Genomic DNA, 17,506 nt, shown 5'->3' with positions numbered 1-17,506 from the left:
GGTTGGGAGCTTTAAAGCGTTTATCCCGTATTAACAAATTTGTTTGCGACGAGTAACCGCAGGAGCAGGCTGTACTTTTGCGACGAGTAACCGCAGGAGCACAGATCCCCAATTCAAACCAGCAGATAAAATCAAGAAGTTTAAGTGGGGGATCCAACAGCCTGTAAAAACCCGATTGGTGAAACTACCAATCAGTGGGGATGAGGAAACCCCCACTGACTGAAGGTTCACTTTATCAATAACTACGAATAATTTTGTAAAATAGTATAGGGGAAAAGGTTTTTAGATGAATATTTTTGACAAACTTCTTGTTGAAAAAATCCTTTCACAAATTTGTCGACAATTTGACAACATTGAGGGGATTGTGAAGTTTTTCACCATTACTAATTGACATCAAATATCGCCTATTGTATGCTAACAAAGGGTAAGAATGATAAGGGTTTCATTGTGTGTAAAAACTTTGAAGTGCTTATTATATCAAGTTTCTACTGAATGGACAGTTGAATTCCAATTGTCGATTTTGCTCCTGTGATTACTCATCGCAGAAGAAAATTTTGCAACGGTTTGATGCGTCTGGATACATGTCCATAAAGGTTAAAGCTTTTGTATGTAGAAATTTACTCCAAGTCAAATTTTGCTACATCTTATAATTTAACCTCATAACTGTAGTACATTTACTACGCTTTGAATTCACTTGCTGGTCAGCATCGATTCTTTACTCGAAAAAAATTCAGGAGACTTACTGCTAATGGAAGATTTGCATTACATTTTCGCAAAGCAAAAGAAAGTGTTATTTTTTTTGCTCGCACTCTGTGTACTAGGATGGGCTTTTACGCCATATGCTAGCATCTTCGCGGGACTTGGTTTAGGTGCATTCTTCGGTACATATAACTTTTGGATTTTAGTTCGACGGATGGACAAGTTTGACCGTTCTGTTAGTGAAGGAAGAAAGGCATCATCTTTAGGCACAGCCTTACGCTTTGGCTCGGGTGTTGCGGCAGTCGCAATCGCCATGTCGTTGCCAGAACATTTTCATCTAATTAGCACAGTTATTGGGCTAATGCTTCCGTACATTTTCCTCGTAATCGAGCGAATTGTACATCTTGTTAAACAGCACTAAAGTGTACTCATTGAAAGAGAGGTGAATGCAAAAATGGGTCATAAAAATCCAGAATTTGATCTACCATTATTCGGTGACTATGTCTTAACATTTAACAAATCAACTGTTTTAATGCTAATTGTCACTGCGGCAGTCGTGTTTTTAATCGCGTTTATTTCCACACGTAGTTTAAAACTGAAGCCAACAGGTATGCAAAACTTCATGGAGTGGATTATGGACTTCGTGAAAGGTATTATCAAGAGTAATATGGACTGGAAAACAGGTGGTCGCTTCCACGTATTAGGGCTTACGCTAATAATGTTTATCGCTGTAGCGAACTTATTAGGTTTACCATTCGCAATCATTTATGATGATTACCTATGGTGGAAATCACCAACAGCCGATCCAACTGTAACTTTAACATTAGCTGTTATGGTTACGCTTTTAGCTCACTATTACGGTATTAAAATGCAAGGAACTGGTGGTTATGCGAAGACAACTTATTTGAAGCCAATGTGGTGGATGTTCCCGCTAAAAATTATTGAAGAGTTTGCCAATACATTAACGCTTGGTTTACGTCTATACGGTAATATTTACGCAGGGGAAATTTTAATCGGTTTAATCGCAGGTATTGCCGGTGCAAGTATTTGGGGCTGGTTCGGAATGGTTGTTCCGGCACTCGCATGGCAAGGGTTCTCGATTTTCATCGGGTTTATCCAAGCTTTCATTTTCACTATGTTAACGATGGTTTATTTGGCGCACAAAGTGAGTCACGACCATTAATTATAAATTCCGCAAAATTTGCGGTAATTTGAACCACAATAAAAAAACATATATTCCAAGGAGGAAATTTAACAATGACAGGTTCAATCGGTTTATTAGCAGCAGCAATCGCAATCGGTTTAGGTGCACTAGGTGCAGGTATCGGTAACGGTCTTATCGTATCAAAAACAGTAGAAGGTATCGCTCGTCAACCAGAATTACGTGGTGCTCTTCAAACAACAATGTTTATCGGGGTTGCATTAGTTGAGGCCCTTCCAATCATCGGTGTAGTAGTAGCATTCATCGTAATGAACCAATAATTACTACTATGACTGACGTCAATGGCGGAGAAAAGTTCACCAGACTTACTACTTCGCCATTCCTTTTATGTATCGTACTATGAAGTTCGCATTGTTTAATGCGAAAGAAGCAACAATGAATTTGAAATTAAAGATTTATCTTGATTCGGAAAACGCTAGTCTATATAAGCGGTGAGATAAATGTTTTATTGACAAAGGGTATTTAAACACTTGCTGAATCAAGATGAAGCCTTCGGCAGATGTCACAGATTTTGAAAAGGAGCTTTTCGAGCTCACTCGGCAAAATCTGGGCACAATGATGTCGAGGTGTCATTGATACTTATAGATTTTGAACAAGCTCTTGAAGGGAGTGAACCAATCGTGTTATTAAATGATCTTGTATTAGGTGCAGCTGGCGGTTTTAACGGCGGTGACATCCTTGCAACATTAGCAACATTTGTAATTTTAATGCTTCTTTTGAAAAAATTTGCGTGGGGTCCATTAATGGGCATTATGCAACAACGTGAGGAGCTTGTTGCAAGCGAAATCGATGCAGCAGAAAAAGCGCGCAAAGAAACGCACCAATTATTAGAAGAACAAAAAAGCCTTCTTAAAGAAGCTCGTACAGAAGCACAAGCAATCGTAGAAGGTGCAAAAAAACAAGGCGATGTACAGCGTGAGGAAATTATTTCAGCAGCGCGTGCAGAAGCAGCTCGTTTAAAAGATGCAGCAGTGCGTGAAATCGAAAACGAAAAAGAAAAAGCGATCGCAGCAGTGCGTGAAGAAGTTGTATCACTATCAGTTCTTGCAGCATCTAAAGTGCTTGGTAAAGAGATTTCTGAAGAGGACAACAGCGCATTAATTAAAGAGACGATTGCGAAGGCAGGCGAAGCGAAATGAGTCAAGTAGCGAAACGTTACGCTGAAGCATTGTTTCAATTAGCAAGCAAAGAGCAAAGTATTGCAGAAGTAAGTGCAGATTTAAAGGAATTCACAGCGGCAATCGAAGCAACACCAGCTTTATTAGAGCTATTAAAAGCACCTAAAATTTCTTCTGCAAAGAAAAAAGCAATGCTATCTGAAATTTTAGCGAACGCTAATTCATCAGTATTAAACACAGTTCAATTATTAGTGGATAAACAACGCATCAATGATATCGTGACGATTGCAAAAGAGTTTCAAAATCTTGCAACTGCAGCACAAGGTGCAGTTGAGGCGACAGTTTATTCAACACGTGCTTTAACCGAAGCTGAAAATGCAGAGATTTCTGCTGCATTTGCAACGTTAGTAGGTAAAAGTAAGCTAGACATTAAAAACATTATTGAACCATCTATTCTTGGTGGTATTCGTGTACAAATCGGCAACTATATTTATGACAGCACAATCGCTTCTAAGCTAGAAGGTTTAAAGCGTACATTAGTTGTTTAATTTTAAGAAATGTGAGAGGTGAACATACATGGGCATCAAAGCTGAAGAAATCAGCAGTCTGATTAAACAACAGATTGAAAACTACCAATCTGAATTACAAGTAAGCGAAGTAGGTACAGTTATCCGCGTTGGTGACGGTATCGCTCTTGCTCATGGCCTCGACAACGTCATGGCTGGAGAGCTTTTAGAGTTCTCTAACGGTGTTATGGGTATGGCACAAAACCTAGAAGAAGGTAATGTAGGTATTATTATTTTAGGTGAGTACCTTGGCATTAAAGAAGGCGATGAAGTTCGTCGTACAGGTCGTATTATGAGCGTTCCAGTTGGTGAAGAACTAATTGGTCGTGTTGTAAACCCATTAGGTCAACCAGTGGATGGTCTAGGTCCAATCAACACAACAAAAACTCGTCCAATTGAAAGCCCAGCTTTCGGTGTAATGGCACGTAAATCTGTACATGAGCCATTACAAACAGGTATTAAAGCGATTGACGCATTAGTTCCAATTGGTCGTGGTCAACGTGAGTTAATTATCGGTGACCGTCAAACAGGTAAAACATCTGTAGCGATTGATACAATCTTAAACCAAACTGGTGAAAACATGATTTGTATCTATGTTGCAATCGGTCAAAAAGAATCTACAGTGCGTAGCGTAGTTGAAACATTACGTAAAAACGGTGCTTTAGATTATACAATCGTAGTAACAGCTTCTTCTTCTCAACCATCACCATTATTGTTCTTAGCACCATTCGCTGGTGTAGCAATGGCAGAAGAATTTATGTTACAAGGTAAACACGTATTAGTAGTATATGATGACTTATCGAAGCAAGCGTCTGCTTACCGTGAGCTGTCATTATTATTACGTCGTCCTCCAGGTCGTGAAGCTTACCCTGGTGACGTATTCTACTTACACAGCCGTCTACTTGAGCGTGCTGCGAAGTTAAACGAAACTTACCAAAACGGTTCGATTACGGCATTACCATTCGTAGAAACACAAGCTGGAGACATTTCAGCTTACATTCCAACAAACGTAATTTCGATTACAGATGGTCAAATTTTCTTACAATCTGACTTATTCAACTCAGGTGTACGACCAGCAATTAACGCAGGTTTATCTGTATCACGTGTAGGTGGTTCAGCACAAATCAAAGCGATGAAAAAAGTTGCCGGTACATTACGTCTTGATTTAGCTGCTTTCCGTGAATTAGAATCATTCGCTCAGTTTGGTTCTGACCTAGATAAAGCAACTTTAGCTAAATTAGAGCGTGGTAAACGTACAGTTGAAGTTTTAAAACAAGACTTAAACAAACCATTAAAAGTTGAAAAACAAGTTGTTATTTTATATGCATTAACTCGTGGTTTCTTAGACGATATTCCAGTAGGAGACATCACTCGTTTTGAGGCTGAATTCTTAAGCTGGTTAGATACAAACCACACAGCTGTATTAGATCATATCCGTACAACAAAAGATATTCCAGCTGATGCAGACCTTACTGAAGCAATCAATGCATTCAAAAAGACTTTTGCTAAATCAGAATAATCTTTAGTTAGATAACTTCTCGTACCTCCGCAGGCAGTAGCTTGCGGATGATATGAGAAGATAGGATTGTGACTAAATAACAGAAGGTGGTGAAATACCAGTGGTAAACTTACGCGAAATTAAAGGTCGTATTAACTCTACAAAGAGCACGCAAAAAATCACAAAAGCAATGCAGATGGTTTCATCATCGAAACTACGTCGTGCAGAGCAAAATGCAAAAGCATACGTTCCTTACATGGAAAAAATTCAAGACGTAGTAGGCGCTATCGCTGCAGGTACGAAAGACAGTGGACACCCAATGTTAACTGCTCGCCCTGTTAAGAAAACAGCTTACTTAGTAATTGGTTCTGACCGTGGTTTAGCAGGTGCTTACAACTCAAGCATTCTGCGTCAAGTTCAACGTACAATTAACGAGCGTCATAAATCCAAAGACGAATACGTTGTCTTTGCATTAGGTCGTGTAGCGCGTGATTACTTTGTTAAACGTGATCATAATGTTATTAGTAGTGTTGTTGCTCTTCCTGACCAACCAACATTTGCTGATATTAAAGAAATCGCTCGTAATGCTGTTGGTATGTTCATTGATGGTGCATATGATGAACTTTATATGTACTATAACCACTTCGAAAGTGCTATTTCTCAAGTAGTGACGGAGAAAAAGGTTCTTCCGTTGACTGATATTGCCACTTCAACAACAAGCGCTGCGTATGAATTCGAGCCATCTGGTGAAGCAATTCTAGAAGTTTTACTTCCACAATATGCAGAAAGCTTAATTTACGGTGCTTTATTAGACGGAAAAGCAAGTGAACATGCTTCACGTATGACGGCAATGCGTAGTGCAACAGATAACGCATCTGATTTAATCGATGGTCTATCATTGCAATACAACCGTGCGCGTCAAGCAGCTATTACACAAGAAATTACAGAAATCGTTGGTGGAGCTGCGGCTTTAGAATAAGCTGCAACTCACGCTAACTTCGTATAAGAATACGATAGGAGGGTACACAACATGAACAAAGGACAAGTTCTACAAGTAATGGGTCCGGTAGTAGACGTTAAATTCGAAAACGGCCATTTACCAGCAATCTATAACAACCTAACTGTTAAGATTGAACGTCCAAATGAAGAGCCTACTACTTTAGCTCTTGAAGTTGCAATCCACTTAGGTGACGATGTTGTTCGTACAATTGCGATGTCATCTACAGATGGTTTACAACGTGGAGCAGAAGTAACAGACTCAGGGAAAGCTATTTCAGTACCAGTTGGTGAAGTGACACTGGGACGTGTATTCAACGTACTTGGTGAAGTAATCGACTTAGGTGAAGAAATTCCAGAATCAGCTCGCCGTGACTCAATCCACCGCGAAGCGCCAAAATTTGATGAATTATCTACAACAGTTGAAATCCTAGAAACAGGTATCAAAGTAGTAGACTTATTAGCACCGTATATTAAAGGCGGTAAAATCGGTCTATTCGGTGGTGCCGGCGTAGGTAAAACTGTATTAATCCAAGAATTAATCAACAACATCGCACAAGAGCACAGCGGTATTTCTGTATTCGCGGGTGTAGGTGAGCGTACACGTGAAGGTAACGACTTATTCCACGAGATGACTGACTCTGGTGTTATTAAGCAAACTGCGATGGTATTTGGTCAAATGAACGAGCCACCTGGTGCACGTATGCGTGTAGCATTAACAGGCTTAACAATGGCTGAGTATTTCCGTGATGAACAAGGTCAAGACGTACTTTTATTCATCGACAACATTTTCCGTTTCACACAAGCAGGTTCTGAGGTTTCTGCCCTATTAGGTCGTATGCCTTCTGCGGTAGGTTACCAACCAACACTTGCTACAGAAATGGGTAAATTGCAAGAGCGTATTACATCGACAACAAAAGGTTCTGTAACTTCGATTCAAGCGATTTACGTACCAGCCGATGACTATACTGACCCAGCTCCAGCAACAACTTTCGCTCACTTAGATGCAACAACAAACTTAGAGCGTAAATTATCTGAGATGGGTATTTATCCAGCGGTTGACCCATTAGCATCAACTTCTCGTGCATTATCACCAGAAATCGTTGGTGAAGAGCACTATGCAATTGCTACTGGTGTTCAACGTACAATTCAACGTTACCGTGAGTTACAAGATATCATCGCTATCTTAGGTATGGACGAGTTATCTGATGAAGATAAGCAAACAGTAGAGCGCGCGCGTCGCATTCAATTCTTCTTATCTCAAAACTTCCACGTTGCGGAGCAATTTACTGGTCAAGCAGGTTCTTACGTGCCTGTTAAAGAAACTGTTCGCTCATTTAAAGAAATACTTGATGGCAAATGGGATCACTTACCAGAGGATGCTTTCCGTTTAGTTGGTAGCATTGAAGAAGTAGTAGAAAAAGCAAAAGGCATGGGCGTAGAGGTTTAAATCTAACGGCGAGGAGGAAAATAATATGAAGACAGTAACAGTCAGTATTGTCACTCCCGACGGTCCAGCATACGATTCTGAAGTAACAATGGTAGTTGCTAAAACAGTTTCAGGGGAAATTGGTGTACTTCCAGGCCATATTCCTATGGTTGCGCCTCTTGCAATTAGTGCTGTAAAGCTTAAAAAACAAGATGGTTCAACTGATTTTGTAGCTGTAAGTGGCGGCTTCATCGAAATTCGTCCTGAAAAAGTATCAATTTTAGCTCCTTCCGCAGAGGCAGCAGCTTCAATTGATTTAGCTCGTGCAAAGGAAGCCTTAAACCGAGCAGAAGGTCGTTTAGAAGGCAAAAAAGATGACATTGATTTCAAACGTGCTGAATTAGCGCTAAAACGTGCGTTGAATCGTATCAACGTTCATGAGGGTAACATCTAATTTTAATAAAGACTGTTTGGAAAGCACGCTTTCCAAACAGTTTTTTTAAATAAATGACAGTAAGTTGAAGGAAACACTAAAATATGCCATGAAACGCCAATAGAGTAAGGGTATTCGCCAATAGAACAATAAAACAGCAAGAGAATCACAAAAAACTCCAAAAACTGATTAGAATCTCGATAAAATGAAAATAAATGCTAAATCAAGAGAAAATTAATAAATAACTAGTGCTTCAATTTATATTTAAAGCAACTTTTTTCACAAGGGAGTGTAAAAGAAGATGGACTTTTATACGGAAATAGGACAACAGGCACTTTTCGGTCTAGCCTCGCATATTTTTTTCATTGCTGTGGCATTCTATGCATTACAAGCATTTCGTTTTGACCAACTGTTCAAAAAAGGTAGAACATTCCAAATCCAACTCATCTATATTTTATTCAGCATCGTCATTGGCTCAGCCGTTTCCAATTTCTTCATTACTTTCTCTCAATGGTCAAGAAGTTTAGTCTATATTTTCCAATAAAATGCATTATATAGCTTGTAGGGAAAAGCAATTAATTGCTTTTCGCTACAAAGTATATATTTCCTGGGCAATCAAAAATGTTTAACATATCGAATTTTGGTGTATAAAACTAACAGCGTGAAAGATTAATACTGATTTCACATGGCAAGTAAGAAATAAATGCCTCTTTTGCACTTACCCTCAAGCTGACTTTACAAATGAAGATGGCAAATTTTGAAATAGCACTTTTCGAGTGAATTCGAGAAAACAGACGCAGTAGCAGAAAAATATAGGGAAAAGGCGTCTGGAAAGTATCCCGCTTTCGATTCACCAACTATACATACAGTGCGTAATATGTAGTATGAACAATAAAGTCAAAATTCGACACAAAATAGTGAATAAGATGCTTGATAAAGTTGGGTTATAGCTGTATTATTAGCAGTGTTTGGATAAAAAAGATTAATGAACTTTTAAATAAAATAGCAAGTTTACGAGAATGGGATTCGGAGGGACGAATTGTGGAGAAAATTATCGTTATGGGTGGTCAGACTTTACAAGGTAGCGTAAAAGTTGAAGGCGCAAAAAACGCTGTATTACCTATTTTAGCAGCATCTTTATTAGCTTCTGAAGGAAAAAACATTATTAAAGACGTTCCAGCTTTAGCTGATGTATATACAATTGGTGAAGTATTAAAAAGCTTAAATGCAGATGTACAATATAATGTAAATAACAATGAGATTGTAATTGATGCGGCTCGTGATTTGTCGAGTGAGGCACAATTTGAATTTGTTAGTAAAATGCGCGCATCTATTTTAGTTATGGGTTCACTACTTGCGCGTAATCGCTTTGCACGTGTTGCTCTACCAGGTGGCTGTGCAATTGGCTCTCGTCCAATTGAGCTGCATTTAAAAGGCTTTGAAGCGATGGGAGCTGAGATTTCTTTTGGACATGGCTATGTGGAGGCACGTGCTGAGAAATTAAAGGGAGCTGAAATTTATTTAGATTTCCCGAGCGTTGGGGCTACAGAAAATATTATGACAGCAGCAGCTTTAGCGGAAGGCACGACAATTATCGAAAATGCTGCAAAAGAGCCTGAAATTGTCGATTTAGCGAATTTTATTAATGCAATGGGTGGCCGCGTGACTGGTGCAGGAACAGCAACAATCCGTATTGAAGGTGTCGAAAAGCTCAAAGGTATTACGCATTATGTTATTCCTGATCGTATCGAGGCGGGTACATTTATGGTAGCGGCAGCTATTACACGTGGTGATGTAATTATCGAAAATGCGATTCCAGAGCATATGACGGCTTTAATCGCTAAAATGCGCGAAATGGGCGTAGACATTACAGAGCAAGAAAATGGATTACGTGTGCGAGCAACGGGTGAATTAAAGGCAGTGGATATTAAAACAATGCCACATCCAGGCTTCCCAACAGATATGCAATCACAAATGATGGCATTAATGTTATCGGCTGAGGGCACAAGCATTATTACAGAAACCGTATTTGAAAATCGCTTTATGCATGTCGAAGAATTCCGTCGAATGAATGCTATGGCTAAAATTGAAGGACGCTCTGTCTTTGTCGAAGGCAATAGCGCATTACAAGGAGCAGAAGTGGCAGCAACTGATTTACGTGCTGCAGCATCACTTATTTTAGCCGGCTTGGTATCAGAAGGCGTAACGCGTGTAACTGCTTTACATCATTTAGATCGCGGCTATGTGAAATTCCATGAAAAGCTGGCAGCGTTAGGGGCAAATATCGAACGAGTAACAGAAGGCGAAGCAAGCGTTGTACAACAGGACAATACAGAACAAGTAATAGCATAATGAAAAAGCGGCTGTCGGGAAAGTAGGGTATCAATTCCATTCTCGATGGCCTTTTGTAATTAGATAAATAAATTTTTAAAAAGCTACATACAATGGCGTATGAAAAAAAACATCATTATTATCATCATTGCCATCTGCTTTCTTTTTACTGTGCCGCTACTTTATTACAAGAAACAAAAGCCAGCACTATCAGAGCCCTGTGAAATTTTTATTACAGTTGAAGGCGAAGCACAGAGCATCCCATTAGAGCAGTATTTAATCGGTGTTGTTGCTGCAGAAATGCCAGCTAGCTTTCATCCTATTGCATTGCAGGCTCAGACCATCGCTGCGCGCACTTATGTCATACGTAATACAAATTACGGACAAAAACCGATTAAGCCGACAACGACGCATCAAGTTTTTATTAACGAGAAGGCACGACAGCAAAAATGGTTAACAGCCTTTGCACAGTATGAGCAAAAAATTTCAGACGCGGTGCAGGCTACAGCGGGTCAAATTATACTGTATAATGAAGAACCAATTTCTGCGATGTTTCATGCTTCATCAAATGGAGTTACAGAGTCAGCGGAAAATTATAGTGGACATGACCTACCTTATTTACAATCCGTAACATCGCCCGAGAAAAATAGTCAAACAATTAAAATGACTGTGGCAGAGCTAAATGACAAGCTACAAACAAACTGGACACAAGATGATTTTTTAGCATTAAAACTTGAGCGTAATAGCTCGGGACGTGTTCAAACAGTAATAGGAAAAAAACAATTTAGCGGTCGTGATTTTAGAGAGCTTTTGCAATTGCGCTCAACGGACTTTACGCTAATAAAGGATGGCAGCGATATTGCCATTACAACAAAAGGCTATGGCCATGGCGTAGGAATGAGCCAGTATGGGGCAAATGAGTTAGCACAAAATAACGCTACAGCTGAGCAAATAATTGGTCATTATTATCCGCACACGACAATTGGCAATGTTTGTACAAAAAAATAAGCTGACGTGTTTAAAAATTGTATAGTTTGTTCACACTAGCTTCAGAGGTGATGAACATGCGAGAGGAAAAAAATTTAAAACCTTCTCCAAAAAATTTAAAACAAAAGCCATGGTTTTGGCCAGCTATTTATGCGGGTATTGCACTCGCCGTACTAGCACTTATGTTTAGCTATAATGCGCTTGTTACAGAAAAGGAAGAGCGCCTATTAACAGAAACGGTTGCTCGAGAAGAAATTCCACAACAGCAACAGCCGATAATTGAAACAAACACAGCGCAAGAAAATTTGAAATTCCCGTTTGATGAAGCATTATTAGATCAACTAACAGTGCTGCAGGATTTTTATGATTTATCGGCAGATGCAAAAACTCGTGAAAATGCCCTGCTTGTATTTAAGCAAACTTTTTCAACATCATCGGGGATGTCACTTGCTATTAATAGTGAGCCATTTGAAGTGCTTGCTGCCATGAGTGGTGTCGTAACAAAAATTAAGATGGATGCTTTCACAGGAAATAGCATTACAATTCAACATGCAAATGGCATGGAAACGCGCTATAGTTCGATTACAGATATTGTTGTGAAAGAAGGCGACGAGGTTGTACAAGGGCAGCCATTAGCAACGACAATGGATAATGATTGGAATCCGACAGCAGGTATTCATTTACATTTTGAAGTGTTAGAAGATGGTGAAGCAATTAATCCACGAAAATTGCTTGCATTCTAAGTTCTAAATAGTGGCGGACGACTCATAAGGTGAAGAAACATACTACTAAGCTACGGCACATTCTTACATCCTAAGTAGAAAGGAAGGGAACGTGCACGAACATATTAGGCGTCGCTGTGTTCAGCTAGGTGAGTTGCTAATCGAAACCAAAGAAACAGTCCGCACTTTAGCTAAAATGACAGGTTATTCTAAAAGTACTGTGCATAAGGATTTAACTGAAAGGCTTGTATTAATAAATGAGCCTTTAGCACAGGAAGTAAAAAAAATTTTAGCCTATCATAAATCCGTCCGTCATTTGCGCGGTGGAGAAGCAACGAAGAAAAAATGGCAATCGAAGCAACACGAACAAAGCACCTAGATGATACTTACGTTCATCTAAGTGCTTTTTCTCTATTTCAGTGACAATTTTAGGGAATAGTTTGCCATAAAAGAGGATGTAATTACTTCCTCAATGTGATAAAATAGTCTAGATAACTAAATATATAAAGTGAAACTTCAATCAGTGGAGGTTTTCCTCAATTCCACTGATAGTTAGTTGAACCAATCGGGCTTTTACGGGCAGTTGAACTCCAACTTATCCTTAAGCTGATTTTCACTTAAGTCTTGAAATAGGAGTCTTAATGCCCGTTAATGCGGGACAAATAAGGAATATCAGGTAAGCATATATTCAATCTAACAGCTGCCCATTCTCCCGCTAGTGAACTATTAAAGCGGGGAATAGGTTAAAGAAGAAGTAGTTAAAGTAAGTTTGTTGCTTTTTGAGCCGATAAGATTGACTTAACAGCTCTTGAAAATAGAATGATGTACGTAAAGACTTGAATTGGCGGAAGGAGAAACTAAGGGAATGTTTTCGAAAGATATTGGTATTGATTTAGGGACGGCGAATGTTCTGATCCATGTGAAAGGGAAAGGCATTGTACTAAATGAGCCATCTGTAGTAGCGATGGATAAAAAGACAGGAAAAGTGTTAGCAGTTGGTGAAGAGGCGAGACAAATGGTTGGGCGTACGCCAGGTAATATCGTAGCTATTCGTCCTTTAAAAGATGGGGTAATTGCGGATTTTGATGTAACAGAGGCAATGCTACGACATTTCATAAATAAATTAAATGTGCGAGGATTTTTATCAAAGCCACGTATTTTAATTTGCTGTCCGACAAATATTACAAGTGTAGAGCAAAAAGCAATTCGTGAGGCTGCTGAGAAATCTGGCGGTAAAAAGGTCTATTTAGAAGAGGAGCCGAAAGTGGCGGCAATCGGTGCAGGAATGGATATTTTCCAGCCGAGTGGCAATATGGTAGTTGACATTGGTGGAGGTACGACAGACGTGGCTGTATTATCAATGGGAGACATCGTAACAAGTGAATCAATTAAAGTAGCAGGCGATGTATTTGACAACGACATTTTGCAATACATAAAAAAAGAATACAAGCTATTAATTGGAGAGCGCACAGCAGAGGCGGTAAAAATGACAATTGGTACAGTATTCCCAGGTAACCGTAATGAATCAATGGAAATACGTGGGCGTGATATGGTGACAGGCTTGCCACAAACGATTACAATTCATTCTACGGAAATCGAGAGAGCATTGCATGAATCGGTATCGATGATTGTACAATCAGCTAAAAATGTATTAGAAAAAACGCCACCCGAGCTATCGGCAGATATTATTGATAGAGGTGTTATTTTAACAGGTGGCGGCGCATTATTACACGGTATGGATCAATTATTGATTGAAGAGCTAAAAGTACCTGTATTTATTGCAGAGAAGCCAATGGATTGTGTAGCAATTGGCACAGGTATTATGTTGAATAATATTGACCGTTCAGCAGGTGCCACAGCAGAGTAATCGATTATTTTCGTTTAAATCGAATAACCCGATGTTGGTTACTCAATCAGTGAGTAAACGCTAATTAGTATTCAATTCAGCTTACCACTCGCTTGAAGTGAGAATTTTTTGTTGAATCATAACAACTAGTAAATGAGGTGTGTTTTATGTTCAAAGGATTTTATACAGTAGCTTCAGGTATGCTAGCACAGCAACGTCGCACTGAAATATTGACAAATAATATGGCAAACGCAAATACGCCCGGCTTTAAAGCAGACCAATCAACAATTCGTTCATTCCCAGACATGCTCCTCTCAGCAAAGGGAACAACAAATATACCGACAGAAAAAGGTTTAACTCTACAGCAGTTAAATCCAATCGGTGCATTGACAACAGGGGTATACTTACAAGAAACAATTGCTAACAATACACAAGGCTCATTACTATTAACAGATTTGCCAGCAGATGTAGCACTAGTAGATATTACGCTACCAATTGATGAGGAATCCGGTAACCAGGGTGCTATTTACTTCCGTCTGCAGCATCCAGCGGGTGGAGAAGCTTATACTCGCAATGGTAACTTTACATTAGATGGACAAGGCAATTTAGTGAACGGACAAGGACTTTTTGTGCTGTCTGACATAGGCGAGCGTATTCAGCTAGCAAATGATAATATTACAATTACGGATACAGGTGCGATTTTAGATGAAAACGGCACACAAGTGGCAACGCTTGGTGTAGCGTTCTCAGCAAACCCAGATGTCTTAATGAAGCAGGATAATGGTTTATATCGTATGCTTGACGAAGGTGTACTACCATCAGCATATGGACAAGCAGGTGTAACGTTTGCAACGCGTCAAAGCTACTTAGAGGGCTCTAACGTAGATTCTGCGCGCTCGATGACAGATTTATTAACGGCATACCGTGCATTTGAAGCAAATCAAAAAGTTCTTCAAGCATATGACCGCAGCATGGAAAAGGCAGTAAATGAAATTGGGAAAGTGTAATGGAGGGATGATTGCATGCTACGCACAATGGTAACGGCAACAAATACATTAACACAGCTACAAACGAAATTAGATACAATTAGCAATAACCTTGCAAATAGTAGTACACATGGCTATAAAGCGAAGGACGCACAATTTTCAGAGCTGCTTTACCAGCAATATAATAACGATAAATTGGATAAAACTTTGCGCCAATCACCCGTAGGGATTCGCTATGGTGTCGGAGCACATGTATCGCTAGTCCAATCAAATCAAAAGCAAGGCTCATTACAGAGTACAGGACGCGACCTTGACTTTGCATTTACGAAGGAAAATCAATATTTCAATATTTTAATGCCTGATGGTGATGGTCAGCGCACAGCATATACACGCCAAGGTGATTTTTATGTATCGCCAATGGAAAACGGACAAATGATGCTCGTAAATGCCGATGGATATCCTGTAGCAGATAGCGATGGAAATGCTATTTATTTCCCTGATTTTGCAACAGGCTTTACATTATCTCAAGATGGTCGCTTAAATGTGAATTACCCAGATGGTGATGTAATAGCAGTGGATTTAGCCGTATCGGAATTACAAAAGCCTCAAGCAATGGAGCAAATTAGTGGTACATATATTGGCTTGCCGACTAATTTAGCAGCTCTTGGCTACACGCAAGCAGATATTTTAACGGATTTACAAGGAGCGGGTCGTGCGGAAATTGGTTTGAGTATCCAAACATTGGAAATGTCGAATGTAGATATTTCGAAGGAAATGACAGACTTGATTGCTACGCAGCGCTCATATCAATTTAATTCACGCGCAGTCACACTTGCAGACCAAATGCTAGGGCTCATTAACGGTATTCGATAAGCATAAGGGAGTATAATAAATGACGAACGAATTCAATGAACAAGATGTAGCCCCCAAAAAAAGAAGAAGACGTAGTGAGGAAATTGAGGCAAAAGAAACGACGAAACGAATACGTTGGGTACAAATACGCTTAATTCCAATTTGGCTGCGAATTGTACTTGTACTAGCCCTATTAGTTGGTGCAGCAATTGGTGGTGTCATGTTTGGTTACGGCTTTCTCGGAGGCGGAGAAGCAAGCGATGCGTTAAAATGGAGTACGTGGCAACATATATTTGATATCATCGAAGGAAAAGAATAAAGTGCATTGATTTGCTAAGAAAGCCATTTCCTTTTGTTTTATTTAAGTTAAGGGAAATGTAAGCAAAACATAGCTGCAAATGGCTGTTAGATAATATAGGTGCCAACCTATTTACCTAACAGCCAAATGTCATGCATGAATTACCAAATTAGATTGGAATTTTAGCAAAATCCAGCCTAGAGTTAGTTAAGGCGTAATTAATAAATTCCTGTATAATAATTACCATACATAAGATTAAATAGGAGTGGAGGTTTTTTTATGTTAAATGCAGAACAAATTCAAGCAATTTTACCGCACCGCTACCCATTTTTATTAGTTGATCGCATTTTAGAAATTGAAGTTGGCAAGAGCGCGGTAGGTATTAAAAATGTTACGGTAAATGAAGAATTTTTTAATGGTCATTTCCCTGGCTACCCAGTAATGCCAGGTGTTCTTATTGTAGAGGCACTAGCACAAGTAGGTGGCGTTGCCTTATTAAGCTCAGATGAATTTAAAGGACGTATTGTCTTTTTAACAGGTATAGATAATTGTCGCTTTAAACGCCAAGTTGTACCAGGCGATCAATTAAAAATGGAAGTAGAATTTGTCAAGCTGCGTGGTCAAATGGGTAAAGGACATGCCGTAGCAACAGTTGATGGTGAGTTGGTTTGTGAAACGGATATTTTATTTGCAATAGGACCAGTTCAGCCGAAGTAATTGAAAAAACCAATTTTTTCAGATAACCTAGTACTATTTGCATTTACAAAGAAAAAACTATAAGATGTATAGGTTGACTTATTTTAATTCAACATATTTTTCATGTTGCAAAAGTAAAGCGGTAAATATATAGCGTTCCCATTAGTGAAAGGGCAGATTACTTAGTCAAAGAGTACGGCATTGTTGCTGAAATGACTGAGTTTGATTTAAAGGCTTTGGCGAATATTACAGATTTTGATGAGATTCCCCTCACGAACTCAAAAAATTTGGATTAAAATTAGCTAAAGTGCAATTGATTGAAAGGGTTGGCTTTTAAACGTAGGAGGTTTAAATTTTTATGTATAAAGAACTGTCTTCAGGTGTAAAAATAAGTATTACACGATCAATTTCCACATCATTTGAGCTTTATTTAGCAAGCATTGAGTGGGATGAAGATAAATTTTCAATGGAAGATTTCATGACAAGTTGGCAGCAATATTTTACAGAAAATGCGGCTTGGTTTGATAAAGTACCTCACGAAGTATTAGTAAGCGAAGAATTTCATAATGAAATTGCCAAAAAGGTAGACGAAGTAATTGCAAAAATTTTAGGAGAAGAGCCAACGAAAAAGCAAATCGACTCCATTGCTAAAATGCAAAAAAAATTAGGCACAAATTACACATTCGGTTGCAAAGCAGAGGCGGCTTATGTTGAGCAAGTGTTAAAAGAAAAATTAAAATAGAACTATAAAATTTTCGGATAGTTCCCTTCATTCCCGGGCACTCTAATAAACGATCAAGTATTGATCAGATGAGTCCATGGAAAGG

20 protein-coding genes are annotated in these 17,506 nt (G+C 39.1%); all 20 read left to right on the top strand.

Going from position 1 to position 17,506, the window contains the following annotated elements; genetic code table 11:
* The first annotated feature begins 748 nt into the window (after nucleotides 1-748).
* Complete coding sequence (locus MHB51_RS09110; RefSeq protein WP_066168278.1) at nucleotides 749-1,120, top strand: ATP synthase subunit I; 372 nt, start codon at nucleotides 749-751, stop codon at nucleotides 1,118-1,120.
* 33 nt (nucleotides 1,121-1,153) lie between these two features.
* The gene (gene atpB / locus MHB51_RS09105; RefSeq protein ID WP_066168280.1) at nucleotides 1,154-1,882 is read left to right on the top strand and encodes a F0F1 ATP synthase subunit A; all 729 of its coding nucleotides are present in this window, start codon (nucleotides 1,154-1,156) and stop codon (nucleotides 1,880-1,882) included.
* A 74-nt stretch (nucleotides 1,883-1,956) separates the two neighbouring features.
* The gene (atpE, locus tag MHB51_RS09100; RefSeq protein WP_042470896.1) at nucleotides 1,957-2,181 is read left to right on the top strand and encodes a F0F1 ATP synthase subunit C; all 225 of its coding nucleotides are present in this window, start codon (nucleotides 1,957-1,959) and stop codon (nucleotides 2,179-2,181) included.
* A gap of 360 nt (nucleotides 2,182-2,541) precedes the next feature.
* The gene (gene atpF / locus MHB51_RS09095; RefSeq protein ID WP_066168282.1) at nucleotides 2,542-3,060 is read left to right on the top strand and encodes a F0F1 ATP synthase subunit B; all 519 of its coding nucleotides are present in this window, start codon (nucleotides 2,542-2,544) and stop codon (nucleotides 3,058-3,060) included.
* The gene (locus tag MHB51_RS09090) at nucleotides 3,057-3,587 is read left to right on the top strand and encodes a F0F1 ATP synthase subunit delta (protein WP_066168284.1); all 531 of its coding nucleotides are present in this window, start codon (nucleotides 3,057-3,059) and stop codon (nucleotides 3,585-3,587) included. The genes atpF and MHB51_RS09090 overlap by 4 nt, the downstream gene beginning before the upstream one ends.
* Nucleotides 3,588-3,615: 28 nt before the next feature.
* A complete protein-coding gene (atpA, locus tag MHB51_RS09085; protein ID WP_066168288.1) occupies nucleotides 3,616-5,124 on the top strand; it encodes a F0F1 ATP synthase subunit alpha in 1,509 nt (502 codons plus the stop codon).
* 100 nt (nucleotides 5,125-5,224) lie between these two features.
* Nucleotides 5,225-6,082, top strand: coding sequence for an ATP synthase F1 subunit gamma (atpG, locus tag MHB51_RS09080; RefSeq protein ID WP_342557985.1), 858 nt, complete (start codon nucleotides 5,225-5,227; stop codon nucleotides 6,080-6,082).
* Nucleotides 6,083-6,133: 51 nt separating this feature from the next.
* A complete protein-coding gene (gene atpD / locus MHB51_RS09075) occupies nucleotides 6,134-7,549 on the top strand; it encodes a F0F1 ATP synthase subunit beta (protein ID WP_066168293.1) in 1,416 nt (471 codons plus the stop codon).
* 25 nt (nucleotides 7,550-7,574) lie between these two features.
* Nucleotides 7,575-7,982, top strand: a complete 408-nt coding sequence (locus MHB51_RS09070) for a F0F1 ATP synthase subunit epsilon (RefSeq protein WP_066168295.1) — start codon at nucleotides 7,575-7,577, stop codon at nucleotides 7,980-7,982.
* A 280-nt stretch (nucleotides 7,983-8,262) separates the two neighbouring features.
* Nucleotides 8,263-8,505 carry a DUF1146 family protein gene (locus tag MHB51_RS09065; protein ID WP_066168297.1) on the top strand — a complete coding sequence of 81 codons (243 nt, stop codon included), beginning with the start codon at nucleotides 8,263-8,265 and terminating at the stop codon, nucleotides 8,503-8,505.
* Nucleotides 8,506-9,002: 497 nt separating this feature from the next.
* On the top strand, nucleotides 9,003-10,313 hold the full coding sequence (murA, locus tag MHB51_RS09060; protein ID WP_066168299.1) for a UDP-N-acetylglucosamine 1-carboxyvinyltransferase: 1,311 nt from the start codon (nucleotides 9,003-9,005) through the stop codon (nucleotides 10,311-10,313).
* Nucleotides 10,314-10,412: 99 nt separating this feature from the next.
* Nucleotides 10,413-11,300, top strand: coding sequence for a stage II sporulation protein D (gene spoIID, locus MHB51_RS09055; RefSeq protein ID WP_066168301.1), 888 nt, complete (start codon nucleotides 10,413-10,415; stop codon nucleotides 11,298-11,300).
* A gap of 56 nt (nucleotides 11,301-11,356) precedes the next feature.
* Complete coding sequence (locus MHB51_RS09050) at nucleotides 11,357-12,022, top strand: M23 family metallopeptidase (RefSeq protein WP_066168303.1); 666 nt, start codon at nucleotides 11,357-11,359, stop codon at nucleotides 12,020-12,022.
* Between the two features lie 91 nt (nucleotides 12,023-12,113).
* The gene (locus MHB51_RS09045; protein ID WP_066168305.1) at nucleotides 12,114-12,380 is read left to right on the top strand and encodes a sporulation transcriptional regulator SpoIIID; all 267 of its coding nucleotides are present in this window, start codon (nucleotides 12,114-12,116) and stop codon (nucleotides 12,378-12,380) included.
* A gap of 486 nt (nucleotides 12,381-12,866) precedes the next feature.
* Nucleotides 12,867-13,868 carry a rod shape-determining protein gene (locus MHB51_RS09040; RefSeq protein WP_066168307.1) on the top strand — a complete coding sequence of 334 codons (1,002 nt, stop codon included), beginning with the start codon at nucleotides 12,867-12,869 and terminating at the stop codon, nucleotides 13,866-13,868.
* A 146-nt stretch (nucleotides 13,869-14,014) separates the two neighbouring features.
* Nucleotides 14,015-14,854, top strand: a complete 840-nt coding sequence (locus MHB51_RS09035; RefSeq protein WP_342557984.1) for a flagellar hook-basal body protein — start codon at nucleotides 14,015-14,017, stop codon at nucleotides 14,852-14,854.
* Nucleotides 14,855-14,869: 15 nt separating this feature from the next.
* Nucleotides 14,870-15,706, top strand: coding sequence for a flagellar hook-basal body protein (locus MHB51_RS09030; RefSeq protein WP_107942047.1), 837 nt, complete (start codon nucleotides 14,870-14,872; stop codon nucleotides 15,704-15,706).
* A 19-nt stretch (nucleotides 15,707-15,725) separates the two neighbouring features.
* Nucleotides 15,726-16,004 carry a DNA-directed RNA polymerase subunit beta gene (locus tag MHB51_RS09025; RefSeq protein ID WP_066168314.1) on the top strand — a complete coding sequence of 93 codons (279 nt, stop codon included), beginning with the start codon at nucleotides 15,726-15,728 and terminating at the stop codon, nucleotides 16,002-16,004.
* Between the two features lie 258 nt (nucleotides 16,005-16,262).
* Nucleotides 16,263-16,700: a 3-hydroxyacyl-ACP dehydratase FabZ gene (gene fabZ, locus MHB51_RS09020; RefSeq protein WP_066168316.1), complete on the top strand. Its 438-nt coding sequence runs from the start codon at nucleotides 16,263-16,265 to the stop codon at nucleotides 16,698-16,700.
* A 337-nt stretch (nucleotides 16,701-17,037) separates the two neighbouring features.
* Nucleotides 17,038-17,421, top strand: coding sequence for a hypothetical protein (locus tag MHB51_RS09015; protein WP_066168318.1), 384 nt, complete (start codon nucleotides 17,038-17,040; stop codon nucleotides 17,419-17,421).
* Nucleotides 17,422-17,506 lie beyond the last annotated feature (85 nt).

This window comes from Metasolibacillus sp. FSL K6-0083 (genome assembly GCF_038630865.1).
Classification (GTDB): domain Bacteria; phylum Bacillota; class Bacilli; order Bacillales_A; family Planococcaceae; genus Metasolibacillus; species Metasolibacillus fluoroglycofenilyticus.
Note: the sequence above shows the minus strand (reverse complement) of the source record. Positions and strands in the feature narration are given on the sequence as shown.

What these genes read in the sequence shown, in the direction of transcription:
- MHB51_RS09025 (WP_066168314.1), top strand. Translation starts at nt 15,726, where the DNA reads ATGACGAACGAATTCAATGAACAAGATGTAGCCCCCAAAAAAAGAAGA.
- MHB51_RS09030 (WP_107942047.1), top strand. Translation starts at nt 14,870, where the DNA reads ATGCTACGCACAATGGTAACGGCAACAAATACATTAACACAGCTACAA.
- MHB51_RS09050 (WP_066168303.1), top strand. Translation starts at nt 11,357, where the DNA reads ATGCGAGAGGAAAAAAATTTAAAACCTTCTCCAAAAAATTTAAAACAA.
- MHB51_RS09090 (WP_066168284.1), top strand. Translation starts at nt 3,057, where the DNA reads ATGAGTCAAGTAGCGAAACGTTACGCTGAAGCATTGTTTCAATTAGCA.
- MHB51_RS09065 (WP_066168297.1), top strand. Translation starts at nt 8,263, where the DNA reads ATGGACTTTTATACGGAAATAGGACAACAGGCACTTTTCGGTCTAGCC.
- atpA (WP_066168288.1), top strand. Translation starts at nt 3,616, where the DNA reads ATGGGCATCAAAGCTGAAGAAATCAGCAGTCTGATTAAACAACAGATT.
- fabZ (WP_066168316.1), top strand. Translation starts at nt 16,263, where the DNA reads ATGTTAAATGCAGAACAAATTCAAGCAATTTTACCGCACCGCTACCCA.
- MHB51_RS09040 (WP_066168307.1), top strand. Translation starts at nt 12,867, where the DNA reads ATGTTTTCGAAAGATATTGGTATTGATTTAGGGACGGCGAATGTTCTG.
- atpE (WP_042470896.1), top strand. Translation starts at nt 1,957, where the DNA reads ATGACAGGTTCAATCGGTTTATTAGCAGCAGCAATCGCAATCGGTTTA.
- MHB51_RS09015 (WP_066168318.1), top strand. Translation starts at nt 17,038, where the DNA reads ATGTATAAAGAACTGTCTTCAGGTGTAAAAATAAGTATTACACGATCA.
- spoIID (WP_066168301.1), top strand. Translation starts at nt 10,413, where the DNA reads ATGAAAAAAAACATCATTATTATCATCATTGCCATCTGCTTTCTTTTT.
- atpB (WP_066168280.1), top strand. Translation starts at nt 1,154, where the DNA reads ATGGGTCATAAAAATCCAGAATTTGATCTACCATTATTCGGTGACTAT.
- MHB51_RS09070 (WP_066168295.1), top strand. Translation starts at nt 7,575, where the DNA reads ATGAAGACAGTAACAGTCAGTATTGTCACTCCCGACGGTCCAGCATAC.
- atpD (WP_066168293.1), top strand. Translation starts at nt 6,134, where the DNA reads ATGAACAAAGGACAAGTTCTACAAGTAATGGGTCCGGTAGTAGACGTT.
- MHB51_RS09110 (WP_066168278.1), top strand. Translation starts at nt 749, where the DNA reads ATGGAAGATTTGCATTACATTTTCGCAAAGCAAAAGAAAGTGTTATTT.
- MHB51_RS09035 (WP_342557984.1), top strand. Translation starts at nt 14,015, where the DNA reads ATGTTCAAAGGATTTTATACAGTAGCTTCAGGTATGCTAGCACAGCAA.